The sequence below is a fragment of the Tepidimonas sp. genome (genome assembly GCF_029335975.1).
Classification (GTDB): Bacteria; Pseudomonadota; Gammaproteobacteria; order Burkholderiales; family Burkholderiaceae_C; genus Tepidimonas.
Genome location: NZ_JARJMT020000071.1, coordinates 22,075 through 37,577, shown reverse-complemented (window position 1 = coordinate 37,577; position 15,503 = coordinate 22,075). Strand labels below are relative to the sequence as shown.

12 protein-coding genes, 3 tRNA genes and 1 pseudogene are annotated in these 15,503 nt (G+C 67.9%); 5 read left to right on the top strand and 11 right to left on the bottom strand.

The window, feature by feature from the left end:
• The 9 genes from P3W97_RS03895 to P3W97_RS03855 form a co-directional block, all read right to left on the bottom strand.
• The coding region (locus P3W97_RS03895; RefSeq protein WP_300843511.1) for a GTP-binding protein at positions 1-141 on the bottom strand (141 nt) is incomplete at its 3' end.
• A gap of 70 nt (positions 142-211) precedes the next feature.
• Positions 212-286, bottom strand: a tRNA-Thr gene (locus tag P3W97_RS03890).
• A 62-nt stretch (positions 287-348) separates the two neighbouring features.
• Positions 349-422: transfer RNA gene (locus P3W97_RS03885), tRNA-Gly, on the bottom strand.
• A gap of 67 nt (positions 423-489) precedes the next feature.
• Positions 490-575 (bottom strand) — tRNA-Tyr (locus tag P3W97_RS03880).
• Positions 576-590: 15 nt separating this feature from the next.
• Complete coding sequence (locus P3W97_RS03875; RefSeq protein ID WP_300843957.1) at positions 591-1,157, bottom strand: hypothetical protein; 567 nt, start codon at positions 1,155-1,157, stop codon at positions 591-593.
• Between the two features lie 8 nt (positions 1,158-1,165).
• Complete coding sequence (gene trpC / locus P3W97_RS03870; protein WP_300843955.1) at positions 1,166-1,966, bottom strand: indole-3-glycerol phosphate synthase TrpC; 801 nt, start codon at positions 1,964-1,966, stop codon at positions 1,166-1,168.
• Positions 1,963-3,018 carry an anthranilate phosphoribosyltransferase gene (trpD, locus tag P3W97_RS03865; RefSeq protein ID WP_300843953.1) on the bottom strand — a complete coding sequence of 352 codons (1,056 nt, stop codon included), beginning with the start codon at positions 3,016-3,018 and terminating at the stop codon, positions 1,963-1,965. Before trpD ends, trpC begins: the two co-directional genes overlap by 4 nt.
• Positions 3,019-3,043: 25 nt before the next feature.
• On the bottom strand, positions 3,044-3,622 hold the full coding sequence (locus P3W97_RS03860) for an aminodeoxychorismate/anthranilate synthase component II (protein ID WP_300843951.1): 579 nt from the start codon (positions 3,620-3,622) through the stop codon (positions 3,044-3,046).
• Complete coding sequence (locus tag P3W97_RS03855; protein ID WP_300843949.1) at positions 3,619-5,139, bottom strand: anthranilate synthase component I family protein; 1,521 nt, start codon at positions 5,137-5,139, stop codon at positions 3,619-3,621. The genes P3W97_RS03860 and P3W97_RS03855 overlap by 4 nt, the downstream gene beginning before the upstream one ends.
• A gap of 355 nt (positions 5,140-5,494) precedes the next feature.
• Here P3W97_RS03855 and uvrA point away from each other — a divergent pair, with 355 nt between their 5' ends.
• The 3 genes and pseudogenes from uvrA to P3W97_RS03840 all read left to right on the top strand — a co-directional run bounded on the left by uvrA (position 5,495) and on the right by P3W97_RS03840 (position 11,566).
• Positions 5,495-8,473 (top strand): excinuclease ABC subunit UvrA, encoded by a 2,979-nt coding sequence (uvrA, locus tag P3W97_RS03850; RefSeq protein ID WP_300843947.1) that lies wholly within the window; start codon positions 5,495-5,497, stop codon positions 8,471-8,473.
• A gap of 129 nt (positions 8,474-8,602) precedes the next feature.
• Positions 8,603-10,009, top strand: a complete 1,407-nt coding sequence (gorA, locus tag P3W97_RS03845; RefSeq protein ID WP_300843945.1) for a glutathione-disulfide reductase — start codon at positions 8,603-8,605, stop codon at positions 10,007-10,009.
• Positions 10,010-10,036: 27 nt separating this feature from the next.
• Positions 10,037-11,566: pseudogene (locus P3W97_RS03840) on the top strand (AMP nucleosidase).
• A 30-nt stretch (positions 11,567-11,596) separates the two neighbouring features.
• Here P3W97_RS03840 and asd read toward each other — a convergent pair.
• Positions 11,597-12,466: an archaetidylserine decarboxylase gene (asd, locus tag P3W97_RS03835; RefSeq protein WP_300843943.1), complete on the bottom strand. Its 870-nt coding sequence runs from the start codon at positions 12,464-12,466 to the stop codon at positions 11,597-11,599.
• A gap of 75 nt (positions 12,467-12,541) precedes the next feature.
• Here asd and P3W97_RS03830 point away from each other — a divergent pair, with 75 nt between their 5' ends.
• Together P3W97_RS03830 and P3W97_RS03825 are read left to right on the top strand one after the other, a co-directional pair.
• Positions 12,542-13,477, top strand: coding sequence for an ATP-binding cassette domain-containing protein (locus tag P3W97_RS03830; RefSeq protein ID WP_300843941.1), 936 nt, complete (start codon positions 12,542-12,544; stop codon positions 13,475-13,477).
• A 4-nt stretch (positions 13,478-13,481) separates the two neighbouring features.
• Positions 13,482-14,306 (top strand): ABC transporter permease, encoded by an 825-nt coding sequence (locus P3W97_RS03825; RefSeq protein WP_300843939.1) that lies wholly within the window; start codon positions 13,482-13,484, stop codon positions 14,304-14,306.
• Between the two features lie 18 nt (positions 14,307-14,324).
• Here P3W97_RS03825 and P3W97_RS03820 read toward each other — a convergent pair whose 3' ends face one another.
• A complete protein-coding gene (locus P3W97_RS03820; protein WP_300843937.1) occupies positions 14,325-15,479 on the bottom strand; it encodes an aminotransferase class V-fold PLP-dependent enzyme in 1,155 nt (384 codons plus the stop codon).
• Positions 15,480-15,503: the final 24 nt, after the last annotated feature.

Here is a 15,503-nt window from a genome sequence, read left to right as displayed (position 1 = left end):
GTATTTCTTGGCCGACCCACCAAACTTGGCCGCCAGCACCGTCGTGATCGCCGCCGTCAGCGTCGTCTTGCCATGGTCCACGTGACCAATCGTGCCCACGTTGACGTGCGGCTTGGTCCGCTCGAATTTTTCCTTTGCCATCGTTACCGCTCCGAATGGATGTTTGCCGAACTCACTCACACACCCCAACGTGGGGCCAGGACAACCTTGATGGTGCCCATGGGCAGGATCGAACTGCCGACCTCTCCCTTACCAAGGGAGTGCTCTACCACTGAGCCACATGGGCCTCGCAGCCGCCTCGCGGTGGCCACGAAAAATCGTTCTTCGACTCCAGCGCCGGGACTGCATTGGAGCGGGAGACGGGAATCGAACCCGCGTCATCAGCTTGGAAGGCTGAGGTTCTACCATTGAACTACTCCCGCGTCGAACCTCGCCTGATCCGGACGCGATTCCACACCGCCTTCTCTTTAGCCAATACAGCCAGCACACTGGTGGAGGGGGTTGGATTCGAACCAACGTAGGCGTAAGCCAACAGATTTACAGTCTGCCCCCTTTAGCCACTCGGGCACCCCTCCAGCGAGAGCCCCAAATTATGCCACGATTTGCGGCGCATTTTCGACAGACGGGGAAAATTGTTCCAGCACCGCGGCGCACCAGTGCGCGATGCGGCTGGCCGTGTCGGCACCGACGCGAAGGGTGTTGATGGAGCGCTGGCTCAGGTGGCGCTCGCAGGCGATGTCGGCTGCGAGCCACCCCGCATCGCGCAGCGCGCGCACGGCCGCATGGGCTTGGGCCCCGCAGGCCACCACCCAACGCAAACCGCCCAGCTCAGCAGCCAGCCGGTGCAGGTTGTCTTGATCCAGCACCTCCTCGCTGGTCGGCACCGACCGGCCAGTGAGTGCCGGATATTCCACGCGCGGCCAGGCGTTGGTGACGACATAGTCGGCCCGATGCGGGGAGGAAAACCGCACCGGATCGCGCCGATGCAACTCGATCAGCGCACGCGCCAGGTTGGCCCCGGTGCCCGCGGCGCAGGGATAGCCGCGCTGCGCCTCGAAACGGCCGGGACAGATGAAAACAAAGCCCGTGGCGGCACCCGGACAGGGCTGGTGGTGGACCGTGAGGCCCGGCACGGCCATCATGGGTGCTGTCGGCATGTCGCCGCTCATGTGCCGAACAGCGCGGCCAGCGCCGCGCCGGGGTCGTCGGCACGCATGAACGCCTCGCCCACCAGAAACGCCGGCACGCCCGCCTCGCGCAGGCGGCGCACATCGTCGCCCGTGGCGATGCCGCTTTCGGCCACCAGCAGCCGTCCCGGCTCCAGCCGCGGCAGCAGGTCCAGCGTCGTTTGCAGCGAGACCTGGAAGCTGCGCAGGTCGCGGTTGTTAACGCCAATGAGCGGGGTGCGCAGGCGCTGCGCGCGCTCCAGCTCCGCGGCGTCATGCACCTCCACCAACACCGCCATGCCCAGCTCGTGTGCGATGGCCTCGAAGTCGCCCATTTGCGCGTCATCCAGGCAGGCAGCGATCAGCAAGATGGCATCCGCGCCGAGCGCGCGAGCCTCCCAGACCTGGTAGGCATCGACCAGGAAGTCCTTGCGCAGTGCCGGCAGTGGCGCGGCCGCACGCGCCTGGCGCAGATAGTCCGGGTGGCCCTGGAAGTACGGCACGTCGGTCAGGACCGACAGGCAGGCCGCGCCGTGGCGTGCATAGCTGGCGGCAATCGCCGCCGGGTCGAAGTCGGCGCGCAGCACGCCCTTGGAGGGGCTGGCTTTCTTGGCCTCGGCGATGACGGCGGCGCGCCCGGCGGCCCGCGCGGCGCGCAGCGCAGCGGCAAAGTCGCGCGGCGGGTCGTCGCGCAGGCTGGCTTCGGCCTGCGCGCGCATGGCGGCCTGCGGAGTGCGCGCCGATGCAGCCGCCACCTCCTCGCGCTTGGTGGCGCAGATGCGCTGCAGGATGTCGCTCATGCCGCAGCCTCCGTGCCCAGCCGGTGCGCGGCCGTGACGAATTGTTCCAGCTTGGCCTTGGCCGCGCCGCTGGCGAGCGCCTCTCGGGCGCGGGTGATGCCGGCTTCAATGGAATCGGTCACATCGGCGGCATACAGCGCGACGCCGGCGTTGAGGACGACGATGTCGGCCGCCGGACCGCATTGGCCGTCGAGCACGGCCAGCAGCAAGGTGCGCGATTCTTCGGGCGTGCCCACCTGGAAGGCCCGGTGGCTGGCCATGGCCAGCCCAAAGTCCTCGGGGTGGATGTCGTATTCGAGGATTTCGCCGTCCTTGAGCTCCCCGACCATAGTCGCGGCACCCAGGCTGACCTCATCCATGCCGTCCTTGCCATAGACGACCAGCGCGTGCTGGGTGCCCAAGCGCTGCAGCGCCCGCACTTGGATGCCGACCAGATCGGGGTGAAACACACCCATCAGGATGTGGGGAGCGCCAGCTGGGTTGGTCAATGGGCCGAGGATATTGAAGAGGGTTTTGACGCCCATCTCGCGCCGCACGGGCGCGACGTTCTTCATGGCCGGGTGGTGGTTGGGCGCGAACATGAAGCCGATGCCGACCTCGCGGATGCACTGCGCGATGGCGGCTGGGGGCAGGTTGATATTGACACCCAGGTTTTCCAGCACATCGGCACTGCCAGACTTGCTGCTGACACTGCGCCCGCCGTGCTTGCTGACCCGCGCACCGGCGGCGGCGGCCACGAACATGGCGCAGGTGGAGATGTTGAAGGTGTGCGCGCCGTCGCCGCCGGTGCCGACGATGTCGACCAGGTGGGTGGTGTCCTCCACCGGGACCTTGGTGGAAAACTCCCGCATCACCTGGGCGGCGGCGGTGATCTCGCCGATGGTCTCTTTCTTGACGCGCAGGCCGGTGAGGATGGCGGCGGTCATGAGCGGGGAGACCTCGCCGCTCATGATCAGGCGCATCAGGTGCAGCATCTCGTCATGGAAGATTTCGCGATGCTCGATGACGCGCTGCAAGGCCTCCTGCGGCGTGATGGCGTGTCGATGGGGCATGGGGATCTCCTGGAAACGAAAGCGTTTAGGGGGACTGCAGGAAATTGCGCAGCAGCGCATGGCCGTGCTCGGTCAGGATGCTCTCGGGGTGGAACTGCACACCCTGCACCGGCAAGTCGCGGTGGCGCACGCCCATGATCTCGCCGTCGTCGCACCAGGCGGTGATAGCCAGCTCCGGCGGCAGCGTGGCGCGCTCGATGGCCAGGGAGTGGTAGCGGTTGACGGTGAACTGGCGCGGCAAGTGGGCAAAGACGCCTTCCTGCGTGGTGGTGATGAGGCTGGTTTTGCCATGCATCAACTCGCGCGCGCGCACGATGCGCCCACCGAAGGCGGCGCCGATGCTCTGGTGACCCAGGCACACGCCCAGAATCGGCATGCGACCAGCGAAGTGGCGGATTGCCGCCACCGAGATACCCGCTTGCGCCGGCGAGCATGGCCCGGGCGAGATGACCAGGCGCTCCGGTGCGCGCGCGGCGATGCCCTCCAGCGTGATTTCGTCGTTGCGGAACACCTCCACCTCGGCGCCCAGTTCGCCGAAGTACTGCACCAGGTTGTAAGTGAACGAGTCGTAGTTGTCCACCATCAGCAGCTTGATGCGGCTCATTGCAGCCCCTCCTCGACCAGCTCGCTGGCGCGCAGCAGGGCGCGGGCTTTGTGCTCGGTTTCTTTCCACTCCAGCTCCGGCACCGAGTCGGCCACCACACCGGCGGCGGCCTGCACATAGAGTGTGCCGTCGTGCACGACACCGGTGCGGATGGCGATCGCCAGGTCCATATCGCCGGCCCAGCTCAGGTAGCCGACCGCGCCGCCGTAGACGCCGCGTTTGGTCGGCTCCAGCCGGTCGATCCACTCCATGGCGTGCACTTTGGGCGCGCCGGTGAGCGTTCCAGCCGGGAAGGAGGCGCGCAGCACGTCCATGCTGGTCAGACCCGGGCGCAACAGCCCCTCGACATTGCTGACGATGTGCATGACGTGACTGTAGCGCTCCACCGCGAAGGCCTCGGTCACCTTGACGCTGCCGATCTGGGCGATACGGCCAATGTCGTTGCGCGCCAGATCGATCAGCATCACATGCTCGGCTCGCTCTTTGGGGTCGGCCAGCAAATCCTGTTCGGCGGCCTTGTCTTTTTCGGGGGTGGCACCGCGCGGCCGGGTGCCGGCCAGGGGCCGGATGGTCACCTTCACGCCTTCGTCGGTGCGCTCCTGGCGCACCAGGATTTCGGGCGAGGCACCCACCACATGCAGGTCGCTGCCGCGCGCATCGGCCCCGGCCAGGTTGTAGTAGTACATGTACGGGCTGGGGTTGAGGGCGCGCAGCGCGCGGTACAGGCTCAGCGGGCTGTGCCGGTAGGGCTTGTGGATGCGTTGGCCGATAACGATCTGCATGAAGTCGCCCTGCTGGATCAGGGCCTTGGCCTCGTCGACTGCCGCCAAAAAATCGGCCTGGCTGCGTTCGCGCTGCTCGGGGTAGGCATCGCCGGCCTTGACGGACGGAGCGCTGACCGAATAACGCAGGCGCTCCATGAGCTCGCGCAAGCGGCGCTTGGTGCTGGCATAGGCCTCGGGCTGAGCGGGATCGGCGTAGACGATCAGGTACAGCTTGCCCGAAAGGTTGTCGATGACGGCCAGCTCCTCGGTCTGTAGCAGCAGGATGTCGGGCAGACCCAGCGGATCGGGCGGGCAGGTGCTGGCGAGTTTGCGCTCGATGTGGCGCACGGTGTCGTAGCCGAAATAGCCCGCTAGCCCGCCGCAAAACCGCGGCAACCCGGGGCTGAGCGCCACGCGAAAGCGCTGCTGGTAGGCAGCAATGGCGTCCAAGGGATTGCCGCCCAGCGTCTCGACGACGGTGCCGTCGCGCACCACCTCGGTCCGTGCGGCCTCGCCGAAGCCGCTGGCGCGCAGCCAGGTGCGCGCCGGCAATCCGATGAAGCTGTAGCGACCGAAGCGCTCGCCGCCGACGACGGACTCCAGCAGAAAACTGTTGCGCCCCCCGTGGGTGGCGTGGGCCAGCTTGAGGTAGAGGGACAGGGGGGTTTCCAGATCGGCGAAGGCTTCGGCGATCAGCGGGATGCGGTTGTAGCCTTGGGCGGCGAGGCTGCGGAATTCCAGTTCGGTGATCACGGCAACGGGGCTCCTGACGGGGCGGGTCGGCGGGCGGTCCTGGGCGGGATGTGGCCGTCGCGCCGGCGTGGATTCGACGGGGCCAGCGCGGGTCTGCAACCGGCGCGGGATGCGGCGCGACGAACCGGCTGTGCGTGCGCGCGAGGGGGCAGGGATGGTTAGGCGCGCGTCATTGGCTTGCGCCAGGGCCAAGCCTCCCGGCGGCCGGTCTTGAGGGCGGCGGCCAGGCGGGCGTCGAACGTGCTGCGGACAGCGAACATGGCAGTGAGTGTATCAAAGGCACCGGGCGGGCCCGCGTTCTACGTTCTATGATGCGCGGTTGCCCACACCCTCGCTACCCCGGTCTACCCCATCCATGTCTGCCCCGCCATCCCCGCCCTTGGCCGACCGCACGATCCGCATCCGCGGCGCGCGCACGCACAACCTGCGCAACTTGGACTTGGATATCCCCAAAAACGCGCTGGTGGTGATCACCGGGCCGTCCGGTTCTGGCAAATCCAGCCTGGCTTTCGACACCTTGTACGCCGAGGGCCAGCGCCGTTACGTCGAGAGCCTGTCGGCCTATGCACGGCAGTTTCTGGAGCGCATGGACAAGCCCGACGTGGATCTGATCGAGGGCCTGAGCCCGGCGATTGCGATCGAACAAAAGGCCACCAGCCACAACCAGCGCTCCACGGTGGGCACCGTGACCGAGATATATGACTATTTGCGCCTGCTGTTCGCCCGCGCCGGCGTGCCCCACTGCCCGGAACACGACCTGCCACTGCGCGCACAGACGGTGAGCCAGATGGTGGATGCCGTGCTGGCCCTGCCGACCGAGACGCGGCTGATGCTGCTGGCGCCGGTGCCTGCCGGGCAGGCACACGATCCGGCCGCCGCATTGCGAGGCTGGCAGGCCCAGGGTTATGTGCGCTTTCGCATCGATGGCACGGTGGCCGAGGGCGACGAGGCTGTGGCCTTGCTGCGCCCGGGCGCGACGCTGGAGGTAGTGATCGACCGCCTGAAGGTGCGGGCCGACGCGCGCCAGCGGCTGGCCGAGAGCTTGGAAGCGGCGCTGCGGGTGGGCGACGGCAAGGTACACGCCCTGGACCTGGACACGCAGACGCTGCACGCCTTCTCGTCACGTTACGCCTGTCCGGTATGCGACTACACGCAGGCCACGCCCGAGCCGCGGCTGTTCTCCTTCAACGCGCCGCAGGGGGCCTGTCCGCACTGCGACGGGCTGGGGTATGTGGAACGGTTCGACCCGGCGCGCGTGGTGGCATTTCCAGCGCTGAGTCTGGCCAGCGGTGCCATCCAGGGTTGGGACCGGCGCAATGCCCAGGCCTTTGCACTGATCGAGCGCCTGGCGGCGCACTATGGCTTCGATCCCGAGACCCCGTGGCAGGACCTGCCTGACACCGTGCGCCATGTGCTGCTGTACGGCAGCGGCGCCGAGGCCATCGATTTTCAATACTGCGCCGATGGCGGACGGCGAGTGACACAACGCCACCCCTTCGAGGGTATCTTGCGCAACTTCGAGCGGCGCTGGCGCGACACCAGCTCGCCCACCGTGCGCGAGCAACTGGGCCGCTACCGCAGCACCCTCGTCTGCGCAGACTGCGGCGGCACCCGGCTGCGGCGCGAAGCGCTGCAGGTCTACCTGGGCGAAGGAGCCCAGCGCCGCCATATCCACGCCATCAGCCAGATGACGCTGGCCGAGGCACTGGCATATTTCGAAGGCTTGCAGTGGCAAGGCGCGCGCGCCGAGATCGCCGACAAGGTGGTGCGCGAAATCCGCTCCCGCCTGCGTTTTTTGAACGATGTGGGGTTGCCCTATCTGACGCTGGCGCGCAGCGCGGACACCCTCTCCGGTGGCGAGGCGCAGCGCATCCGGCTGGCCAGCCAGATCGGATCGGGCTTGAGCGGTGTGATGTATGTGCTGGACGAACCCAGCATCGGCTTGCACCAGCGTGACAACGACCGACTGATCGGCACCCTGCAGCGGCTGCGCGATCTGGGCAACACGGTCATCGTGGTGGAGCACGACGAGGACATGATGCGGGCGGCCGACCACCTGATCGACCTGGGGCCAGGCGCCGGCGTGCACGGCGGGCAGGTCTTGGCCCAGGGCCACTGGGAGGCGGTGGCAGCGGAACCGGCTTCGCTGACGGGGCAGTATCTGTCGGGACGGCGGCGCATTCCGGTGCCCGCGCGGCGCACGCCGTGGCAGCCCTCGCAACCCAGCACCGGGGATGGTGCAGCCCCGCCCACGGCGGCCCTGCGCCTGATCGGTGCACGCGGACACAATTTGCGCGATGTGACGGTGGCGTTTCCGGTCGGGCTGTTTACCTGCGTCACGGGCGTCAGCGGCTCGGGCAAATCCACCTTGGTCAACGACACGCTGCTGCGGGCAGTGGCGCGCCACCTCCACCGCAGCCACGACGAGCCAGAACCGTTCGATGCCATCGAGGGGCTGGAGCACTTCGACAAAGTGATCGCCGTCGACCAAAGCCCGATCGGCCGCACGCCCCGCTCCAACCCGGCGACCTACACCGGCCTGTTCACGGCCATTCGCGAGTTGATGGCGGAAACGCCTACGGCACGCGAGCGCGGCTACGGCCCGGGACGCTTTAGCTTCAATGTCGCGGGCGGGCGCTGCGAGGCCTGCCAGGGCGATGGTGTGGTGAAGGTGGAGATGCACTTCCTGCCCGATGTCTATGTGCCGTGCGACGTCTGCGGCGGGGCACGCTACAACCGCGAGACGCTCGAGGTGCGCTACAAGGGCCGCAACATCGCCGAGATCTTGGACCTGACCGTGGAACAGGCCCAAGCCTTTTTTGGCGCCGTGCCAGCCCTGCAGCGCAAACTGCAGACGCTGCTGGACGTGGGGCTGGGCTACCTGCGACTGGGCCAGAGTGCCACCACCCTCTCTGGCGGCGAAGCGCAGCGCGTCAAACTGGCACAGGAGCTGTCCAAGCGCGACACCGGGCGCACGCTCTACATCCTGGACGAGCCGACCACGGGGCTGCACTTCGGGGACATCGAGCTGCTGCTGCGCGTGCTGCACCAGTTGCGCGACGCGGGCAACACAATCGTCGTCATCGAGCACAACCTGGACGTCATCAAAACGGCCGACTGGGTCATCGACATGGGGCCCGAGGGCGGGGCGGGTGGCGGTACAGTGGTGGCCTGCGGCACGCCCGAGGCCGTTGCCGCCCATCCCGACAGCCACACCGGGCGCTATCTGGCCCGGGTGCTGGGGCGCGGACAGCCGTCTCCAGCGCCGCCAGACCATCCGCAATCGGGCGCGCCAGCCCTGGCGGGCAGCGCCGAGCCAGCAGCGCGCCGCTGAACCGCAACCACCAGCCATCCGCCGTCCCGTGGTCTTTGCTGGCATCATCGGGTGGTCCTCGTCGGAGCAACGTCCCCATCGGGGCGCCGACGACGGCGACGTCAACACAACGACAGACGGGTAGCGCACATGGGTGGTTTCGACTTCGATCTCTTTGTCATCGGCGGCGGCAGCGGCGGCGTACGCGCTGCCCGCATGGCGGCACAGCGCGGCGCGCGTGTCGCGCTGGCCGAGGCCCAGGGCCTAGACGGACTGGGAGGCACCTGCGTCAACCTGGGCTGTATCCCCAAAAAACTCTACAGCTACGCGGCCCACTACGCGGAAGCCTTCGAGGAAGCACGCGGCTATGGCTGGCAGCTGAGCGGCGCGGTGCTCGATTGGACCGAGCTCAAGCGCCGGCGCGCCGCCGAAATCGCTCGCCTCAACGGGGTGTACGATCAATTGCTGCGCAGCAGCGGCGTCACCGTGCTGAGCGGCTGGGCCCGGCTGCGCGACGCTCACACTGTCGAGTTGGCCACGCTCAACGCAGACGGGACACCGGGACACCAGACCTGGCGTGCCGAGCACATCCTGATCGCGACCGGCGGCACCCCGCATGTGCCGCATTTCCACGGGCGCGAGCACGTCATCACCTCCGACGAGGTGTTCGACCTCGACCCCTTCCCCCAGCGGCTGGCGGTGGTCGGCGGCGGCTACATCGCGTGCGAATTTGCCTCCATCTTCAACGGGCTGGGGGCGCAGGTGACGCAGTTGTATCGCGGCGAACAGATCCTGCGCGGATTCGACGACGAGGTCCGGCATTTTCTGGCTGGCGAGATGCGCAAGAAAGGGGTGGACCTGCGGCTGCAAACCGGCGTGGTGGCGGTGCATCGCGAAGCGGACGGCCTGCACGCCGTACTGGAAGACGGCAACCGGCTGGTGGCCGATGCCATCCTGTACGCGACCGGTCGGGTACCCAATGTTCAGGGGCTGGGACTGGAGACGGTCGGCATCGCCCAGGGGGCGCAGGGGGCCATCGTCGTGGATGCGCACTTTCGCACCAACGTCCCCAATGTGTATGCGGTGGGGGACGTGACCGCACGGGTTCAGCTCACCCCCGTCGCGCTGGCCGAGGCCATGGCCCTGGTCGATCATCTGTACGGACCGGCCCCTGGGTCCGCCCCGCGCAGCGTGCACTACGATCTGATTCCCACCGCCGTCTTCACTGCACCCAACGTAGGCACAGTCGGCTGGACCGAGGCGCAGGCCCGCGAGCGATGTGGGCGGCTGCGTATCTACCGCAGCGAATTTCGCGCGCTGCGCCACACGCTCAGCGGCAGCGAGGAACGCACCTTGGTCAAGCTGGTGGTGGACGACGCCAGCGACCGGGTGGTGGGCCTGCACATGGTGGGGCCAGATGCCGGCGAAATCGTGCAGGGCTTTGCCGTGGCGTTGCGCTGCGGGGCCACCAAGGCCCAGTTCGACGCCACCTTGGGCATCCACCCCACCCTCGCCGAGGAATTCGTCACCCTGCGCGAGCCAGTATCCCGAGGATGAGCGCTGCGCAGCACGGACAATCACGCCATGGACCGTCGCCCCGAGACCCCCGCCTTCGTTGCCCCACAAGCCTTTACCGACCCTGACGCTGCCGTGGCCCAGGTGCGTCGGCTCTACGATGCTGCAGTGGGCTTTCTGCGCGACGCTTTGACCCGTTATGTGCAAACCCCCCTGGCGCTGGATACCCCGGTGACCCGGGTGCGGGCCACCTACCCCTTCGTGCGACTGCGCACGCAACGGGCCATGACCCCCATGCGCCCTGGGATCGGCACGCGGCTGAGCTTCGGCTTCGTCGCCGGTCCGGGACGTTACGAGACCACGCTGACCCGACCCGACCTGTTTGCGCACTACTGGCGCGAGCAGTTTCGCCTGTTGCTGGAAAACCACGGCACGCCGCTGGAAATCGGCCTGGGCAACGAGCCCATCCCCGTGCACTTCGCGCTCGGGGAGGATGCTCATTTCGAGGGCGAGCTCGACGCCGTGCACCGTGCCCGCCTGGGGGAGGTGTTCGATCTGCCTGACCTGACGGCGATGGACGACGGCATCGCCAACGGCACGCACACTCCGCCGCCGGGTGGCCCTCAACCGCTGGCGCTGTTCACCGGCGCGCGCATCGACTAGTCGCTGCAGCGGCTGCGCCACTACAGCGGCACATCACCCGCATGGTTCCAGAACTTCGTTCTGTTTACCAACTACGGCTTTTATGTCGATGAATTCGTGCGTCTGGGCCTGGCGGAAATGCAGCGCCCGGACAGCGAATATGCCGCATTCGTGGAGCCGGGCAACGTGGTCACCTGGCGCTCGGGCTTGTCGGCAACACAGCGCGCGGCGCTGGCGGGCCCCGAGGGTGGCCCACCCGCGCGCCTGCCCCAGATGCCGGCCTACCACCTGGTGCGCGCCGACCGAAGCGGCATCACACTGGTCAACATCGGCGTGGGCCCGAGCAACGCCAAGACCGCCACCGACCACATCGCCGTGCTGCGCCCGCATGCCTGGCTGATGTTGGGGCACTGCGCCGGGCTGCGCACCAGCCAGCAACTGGGGGACTATGTGTTGGCCCACGCCTATGTGCGCGAGGACCATGTGCTGGACGAAGAACTGCCGCTATGGGTACCCATCCCCGCGCTGGCCGAAATCCAGCAGGCGCTGGAGGCCGCAGTGGCCGATGTCACGGGACTGGACGGGGCAGCGCTCAAGGGCGTGCTGCGCACCGGCACCGTGGCCAGCACCGACAACCGCAACTGGGAGCTGTTGCCAGACAACCTGCCGCAGCGGCGCTTCTCGCAATCGCGGGCCGTGGCGCTGGACATGGAATCAGCCACCATCGCGGCCAACGGTTTTCGCTTCCGGGTACCGTACGGCACCCTCCTGTGCGTCAGCGACAAACCACTCCATGGGGCCATCAAACTGCCCGGCATGGCTGACCGCTTCTACCGCGAGCGCGTCGATCAGCATCTGCGCATCGGTCTGCGCGCCATCGAGCGGCTGCGCGCCGCTGGCGTGGACCAACTGCACAGCCGCAAGCTGCGCAGCTTTGCCGAGGTGGCATTCCAGTGACGGACGGCCCGCGCTGGCGCGGCAGCGCTGTCAGGGCCGCCACGCCCCCATCGCCTCGCCCATGCGCACCGGACGGCCTGGGGCCCAGTCCGGGGTCAGAACGGCGAGCCCCGGCGGGAACAAGGCCACCACGGTGGAGCCGAGCAGGAAGCGCCCCATCTCCGCCCCCTGCGCCAGGGTGATCTCGCGGTCATCGTAGTCCCAGCGCCGCACAATGCCCGGCCGCGGCGGATTGACCACGCCATGCCAGACAGTGGCCATGCTGCCGACGATCGTCGCCCCCACCAGCACCAGCGCGAACGGAAAACGCCGGCCGTCCGGGCGCTGCCCTTCGAACAGGCACAGCACGCGCTCGTTGCGCGCGAACAGCCCCGGCACCCCGCGCGCCGTCACCGGATTGACCGAATAGAGCGACCCCGGCACATGCACCATGCGCAGCAAACGCCCCCCACACGGCATGTGGATGCGGTGGTAGTCGCGCGGGCTCAGGTACAGCGTCGCGAACATGCCGTCGGTAAACGCTGCCGCCAGCGCCGCGTCGCCACCGAGCAGCGCTGCCACCGTGTAGCTGTACCCCTTGGCCTGCAGGATCTGGTCGTGTGCGATCGCACCGCACTGGCTGATCGCACCGTCCACGGGACACACCAGATCGGCGGCTGCCAGCGGCCGCGCCCCCGGGCGCAGCGCGCGCGTGAAAAAGTCATTGAACGTGGCATAAGCGGCCGAGTCGGGCTGCGCTGCCTCGCCCATGTCCACGCCATAGCGCTGGATGAAGCGGCGGATCGCCGCCTGCGTCACTGGCCCCAGCGGCCGGCGCGCCAGCGCGCCGGCCAGCTCGGTCAACGCGCGCTTGGGCAGGGCGTGTTGCAGCCAGACGGCTGCGCGGTCCTGACTGGTCATGTGGCGATGATCTGCGGGACCCGTACCCATCTCCCCGGCGTCCTGCGGGATGCGGCATCAGGGCACAATGCGGTCATGGTCGAGACTTTGCTGCAGATCGACGGACTGACCAAGCGTTACAGCGGGCGCGCGGTGGTGGACGGGCTGTCGTTTTCGATTGAAGCGGGCGAGTGCGTCGGGCTGCTTGGGCCCAACGGGGCGGGCAAGACGACCACGCTGCGCATGGCGCTGGGGCAGGTGGCGCCGGACGCTGGCTCGGTATGCATTTTCGGCCTGCCGATGCCGCAGCACGCCCGCGCGATCAAGGCACGGCTGGGCGTGGTGGCGCAGTTCGATACGCTGGACCCCGACTTCAGCTGCGCCGAGAATCTGCTGGTTTACGGACGTTACTTCGGCCTGCCGCAGGCGCAGCTGCGCGCACGCATCGCGCCGCTGCTGGAGTTTGCGGCGCTTTCGCACAAGGTGGATGCGCGACCCAGCGAGCTGTCGGGTGGAATGCGACGGCGGCTGAGCCTGGCGCGCGCATTGGTCAACGACCCCGCCTTGCTGCTGCTCGATGAGCCGACCACTGGGCTGGATCCGCAGGCGCGCCACCTGATGTGGGAGCGGCTGCAGCGCCTGCTGCAGCAGGGCAAGAGCATCCTGCTGACGACGCACTTCATGGACGAGGCCGAGCGGCTGTGCCACCGGCTGGTGATCGTCGACCAGGGGCGCTGCATCGCCGAAGGGGCGCCACGGGCGCTGATCGCGCAGCATCTGGAGCCAGAGGTGATCGAGCTGTACGGCGAGCAAGGACAGCCCGAGGTGGCCGCGCTGCTGGACGAAGAGGCGCGCGCGCTGGCCGGCCGCATCGAGACCCATGGCGAGACGACCTTCCTCTACACCCGCGACGCGCGCCCGCTGCTGGCGCGGCTGGCGGGTCAGCCGCAGCTGCGGCTGCTGCACCGGCCAGCGAATCTGGAGGACCTGTTCCTGCGCCTGACGGGGCGGCAGATCCGCGCCGAAGGATAAGCCCATGCGCGACGGCATCAACCCCCCCCACTGGGCGCCCCCGCGGCCGAGTTGGCGCTTTGCGGCCGTGTGGCGACGCAACCTGCTGGTCTGGCGCAAGTTGGCGATCCCGAGCCTGGTGGGCAATATCGCTGAGCCGCTGATCTGGCTGGTGGCGTTCGGTTACGGCATGGGCGCGCTGGTCGGCAACCTGACGCTCGCCCTGCCCGGGGGCAATGTGCAAACGGTCCCCTACCTGGTGTTCCTGGCCAGCGGCAGCGTCTGCATGAGCGCGATGAACGCCGCCACCTTCGAGGCGCTGTATTCGGCGTTCTCGCGCATGCATGTACAGCGCACCTGGGACGGCATCCTCAACGCCCCGGTGACGCTGGACGACATCGTGCTGGCCGAGATGCTGTGGGCGGCGTTCAAGGCGCTGTTTGCCTCCAGCGCGATCCTGCTGGTGATGTTGCTGCTGGGCATAGGCCACAGCCCCAAGCTCGTGCTGGCGTGGGCGGCGCTGGCGCTGACCGGCGTGACATTTGCGAGTCTTGCGCTGATCTTCAACGCACTGGCCAAGGGCTACGACTTTTTCACCTACTATTTCACGCTGTTTCTGACACCGATGACGTTTGTCTCGGGCGTGTTCTTCCCGCGCGAGCAGCTCCCCGGCTGGGTTCGGGCGATCAGCGAGGCCCTGCCGCTGACGCACGCGGTGCAACTGGTGCGCCCGCTTTTTCTGGACCACTGGCCGGCCGAGGCGGCACGGCACATCGCGGTGCTGGCTGGTTATGCGTTGGCCGCATTTTGGGCGGCGCTGGCGCTGACGCGACGGCGCTTCGCCCGTTGAAATGCCGACACCATCCCATCAGGCGGCGACGGCGGCCCGCTCGCGCAGGCCGAGTGCATCCAGCGCCTGCCGCAGATGGCCGACGGTGCGCTCGATGTGCAGCAGCTTTTCCAGCCCGAACAGGCCGACCCGGAAGGTGCGAAAGTCCGCCGGCTCGTCGCACATCAGCGGCACGCCGGCGGCGGTCTGCAGCCCGACGGCGGCGAACTTGCGGCCGCTGGCGAGCTCCGGATCGTCGGTGTAGCTGACCACCACGCCAGGGGCTTGGAAGCCCGGCGCCGCCACGCTGCACAGTCCACGGGCTTCGAACAAATCGCGCACACGCCGGCCAAGTTCGACCTGGGCGGCCTTCATCGCCGCAAAACCGTGCTCGCGCGTCTCCTGCATCACATCGCGCAGCCGCGCCAGCGCATCGGTCGGCATGGTGGTGTGATAGACATGGCCGCCCTGCTCATAGGTCTGCATGACTTGAAGCCACTTTTTCAGGTCGCAGGCAAAGCTCGTGCTGGTGGTGCTGTCGAGGACCTGGTGCGCACGCTCCGACAGCATGACCATCGCACAAGCCGGCGAGCCGCTCCAGCCCTTCTGCGGCGCCGAGATCAGCACATCCACGCCGGTGGCGCGCATATCCACCCACATGGCACCCGAGGCGATGCAGTCCAGCACGAAAAGCCCGCCCACCGTGTGCGCGGCCTCAGCCACCGTGCGCAGGTAGTCATCGGGCAGCATCATGCCGGCGGCGGTCTCCACGTGCGGCGCAAACACCACCGCCGGACGCCCTGTGTGGATCGTGCGCACCACCTCGTCCAACGGTGCCGGCACCCACGGTGCCTGCGGCGCCTCGGCCACGCGCCGCGCCTTGAGGACATGCGCCTCGGCCGGGATGCGGCCCATGTCGAAGATCTGGGTCCAGCGGTAGCTGAACCAGCCATTGCGGATCACCAGCACACGCCGGTCGGTGGCAAACTGGCGCGCCACCGCCTCCATGCCGAAGGTACCGCTGCCCGGCACCAGTGCCACCGCATGCGCGCCGTACACCTCCTTCAGAAGGCCGCCGATGTCGGTCATGACGCGCTGGAAGCGCTGGGACATGTGGTTGAGCGCGCGGTCGGTGTAGACGACCGAAAATTCGAGCAGACCATCCGGGTCGATGTGGGGCAGCAAGCCAGGCATCGGCGTCGTCTCCTGGAGTTGAAT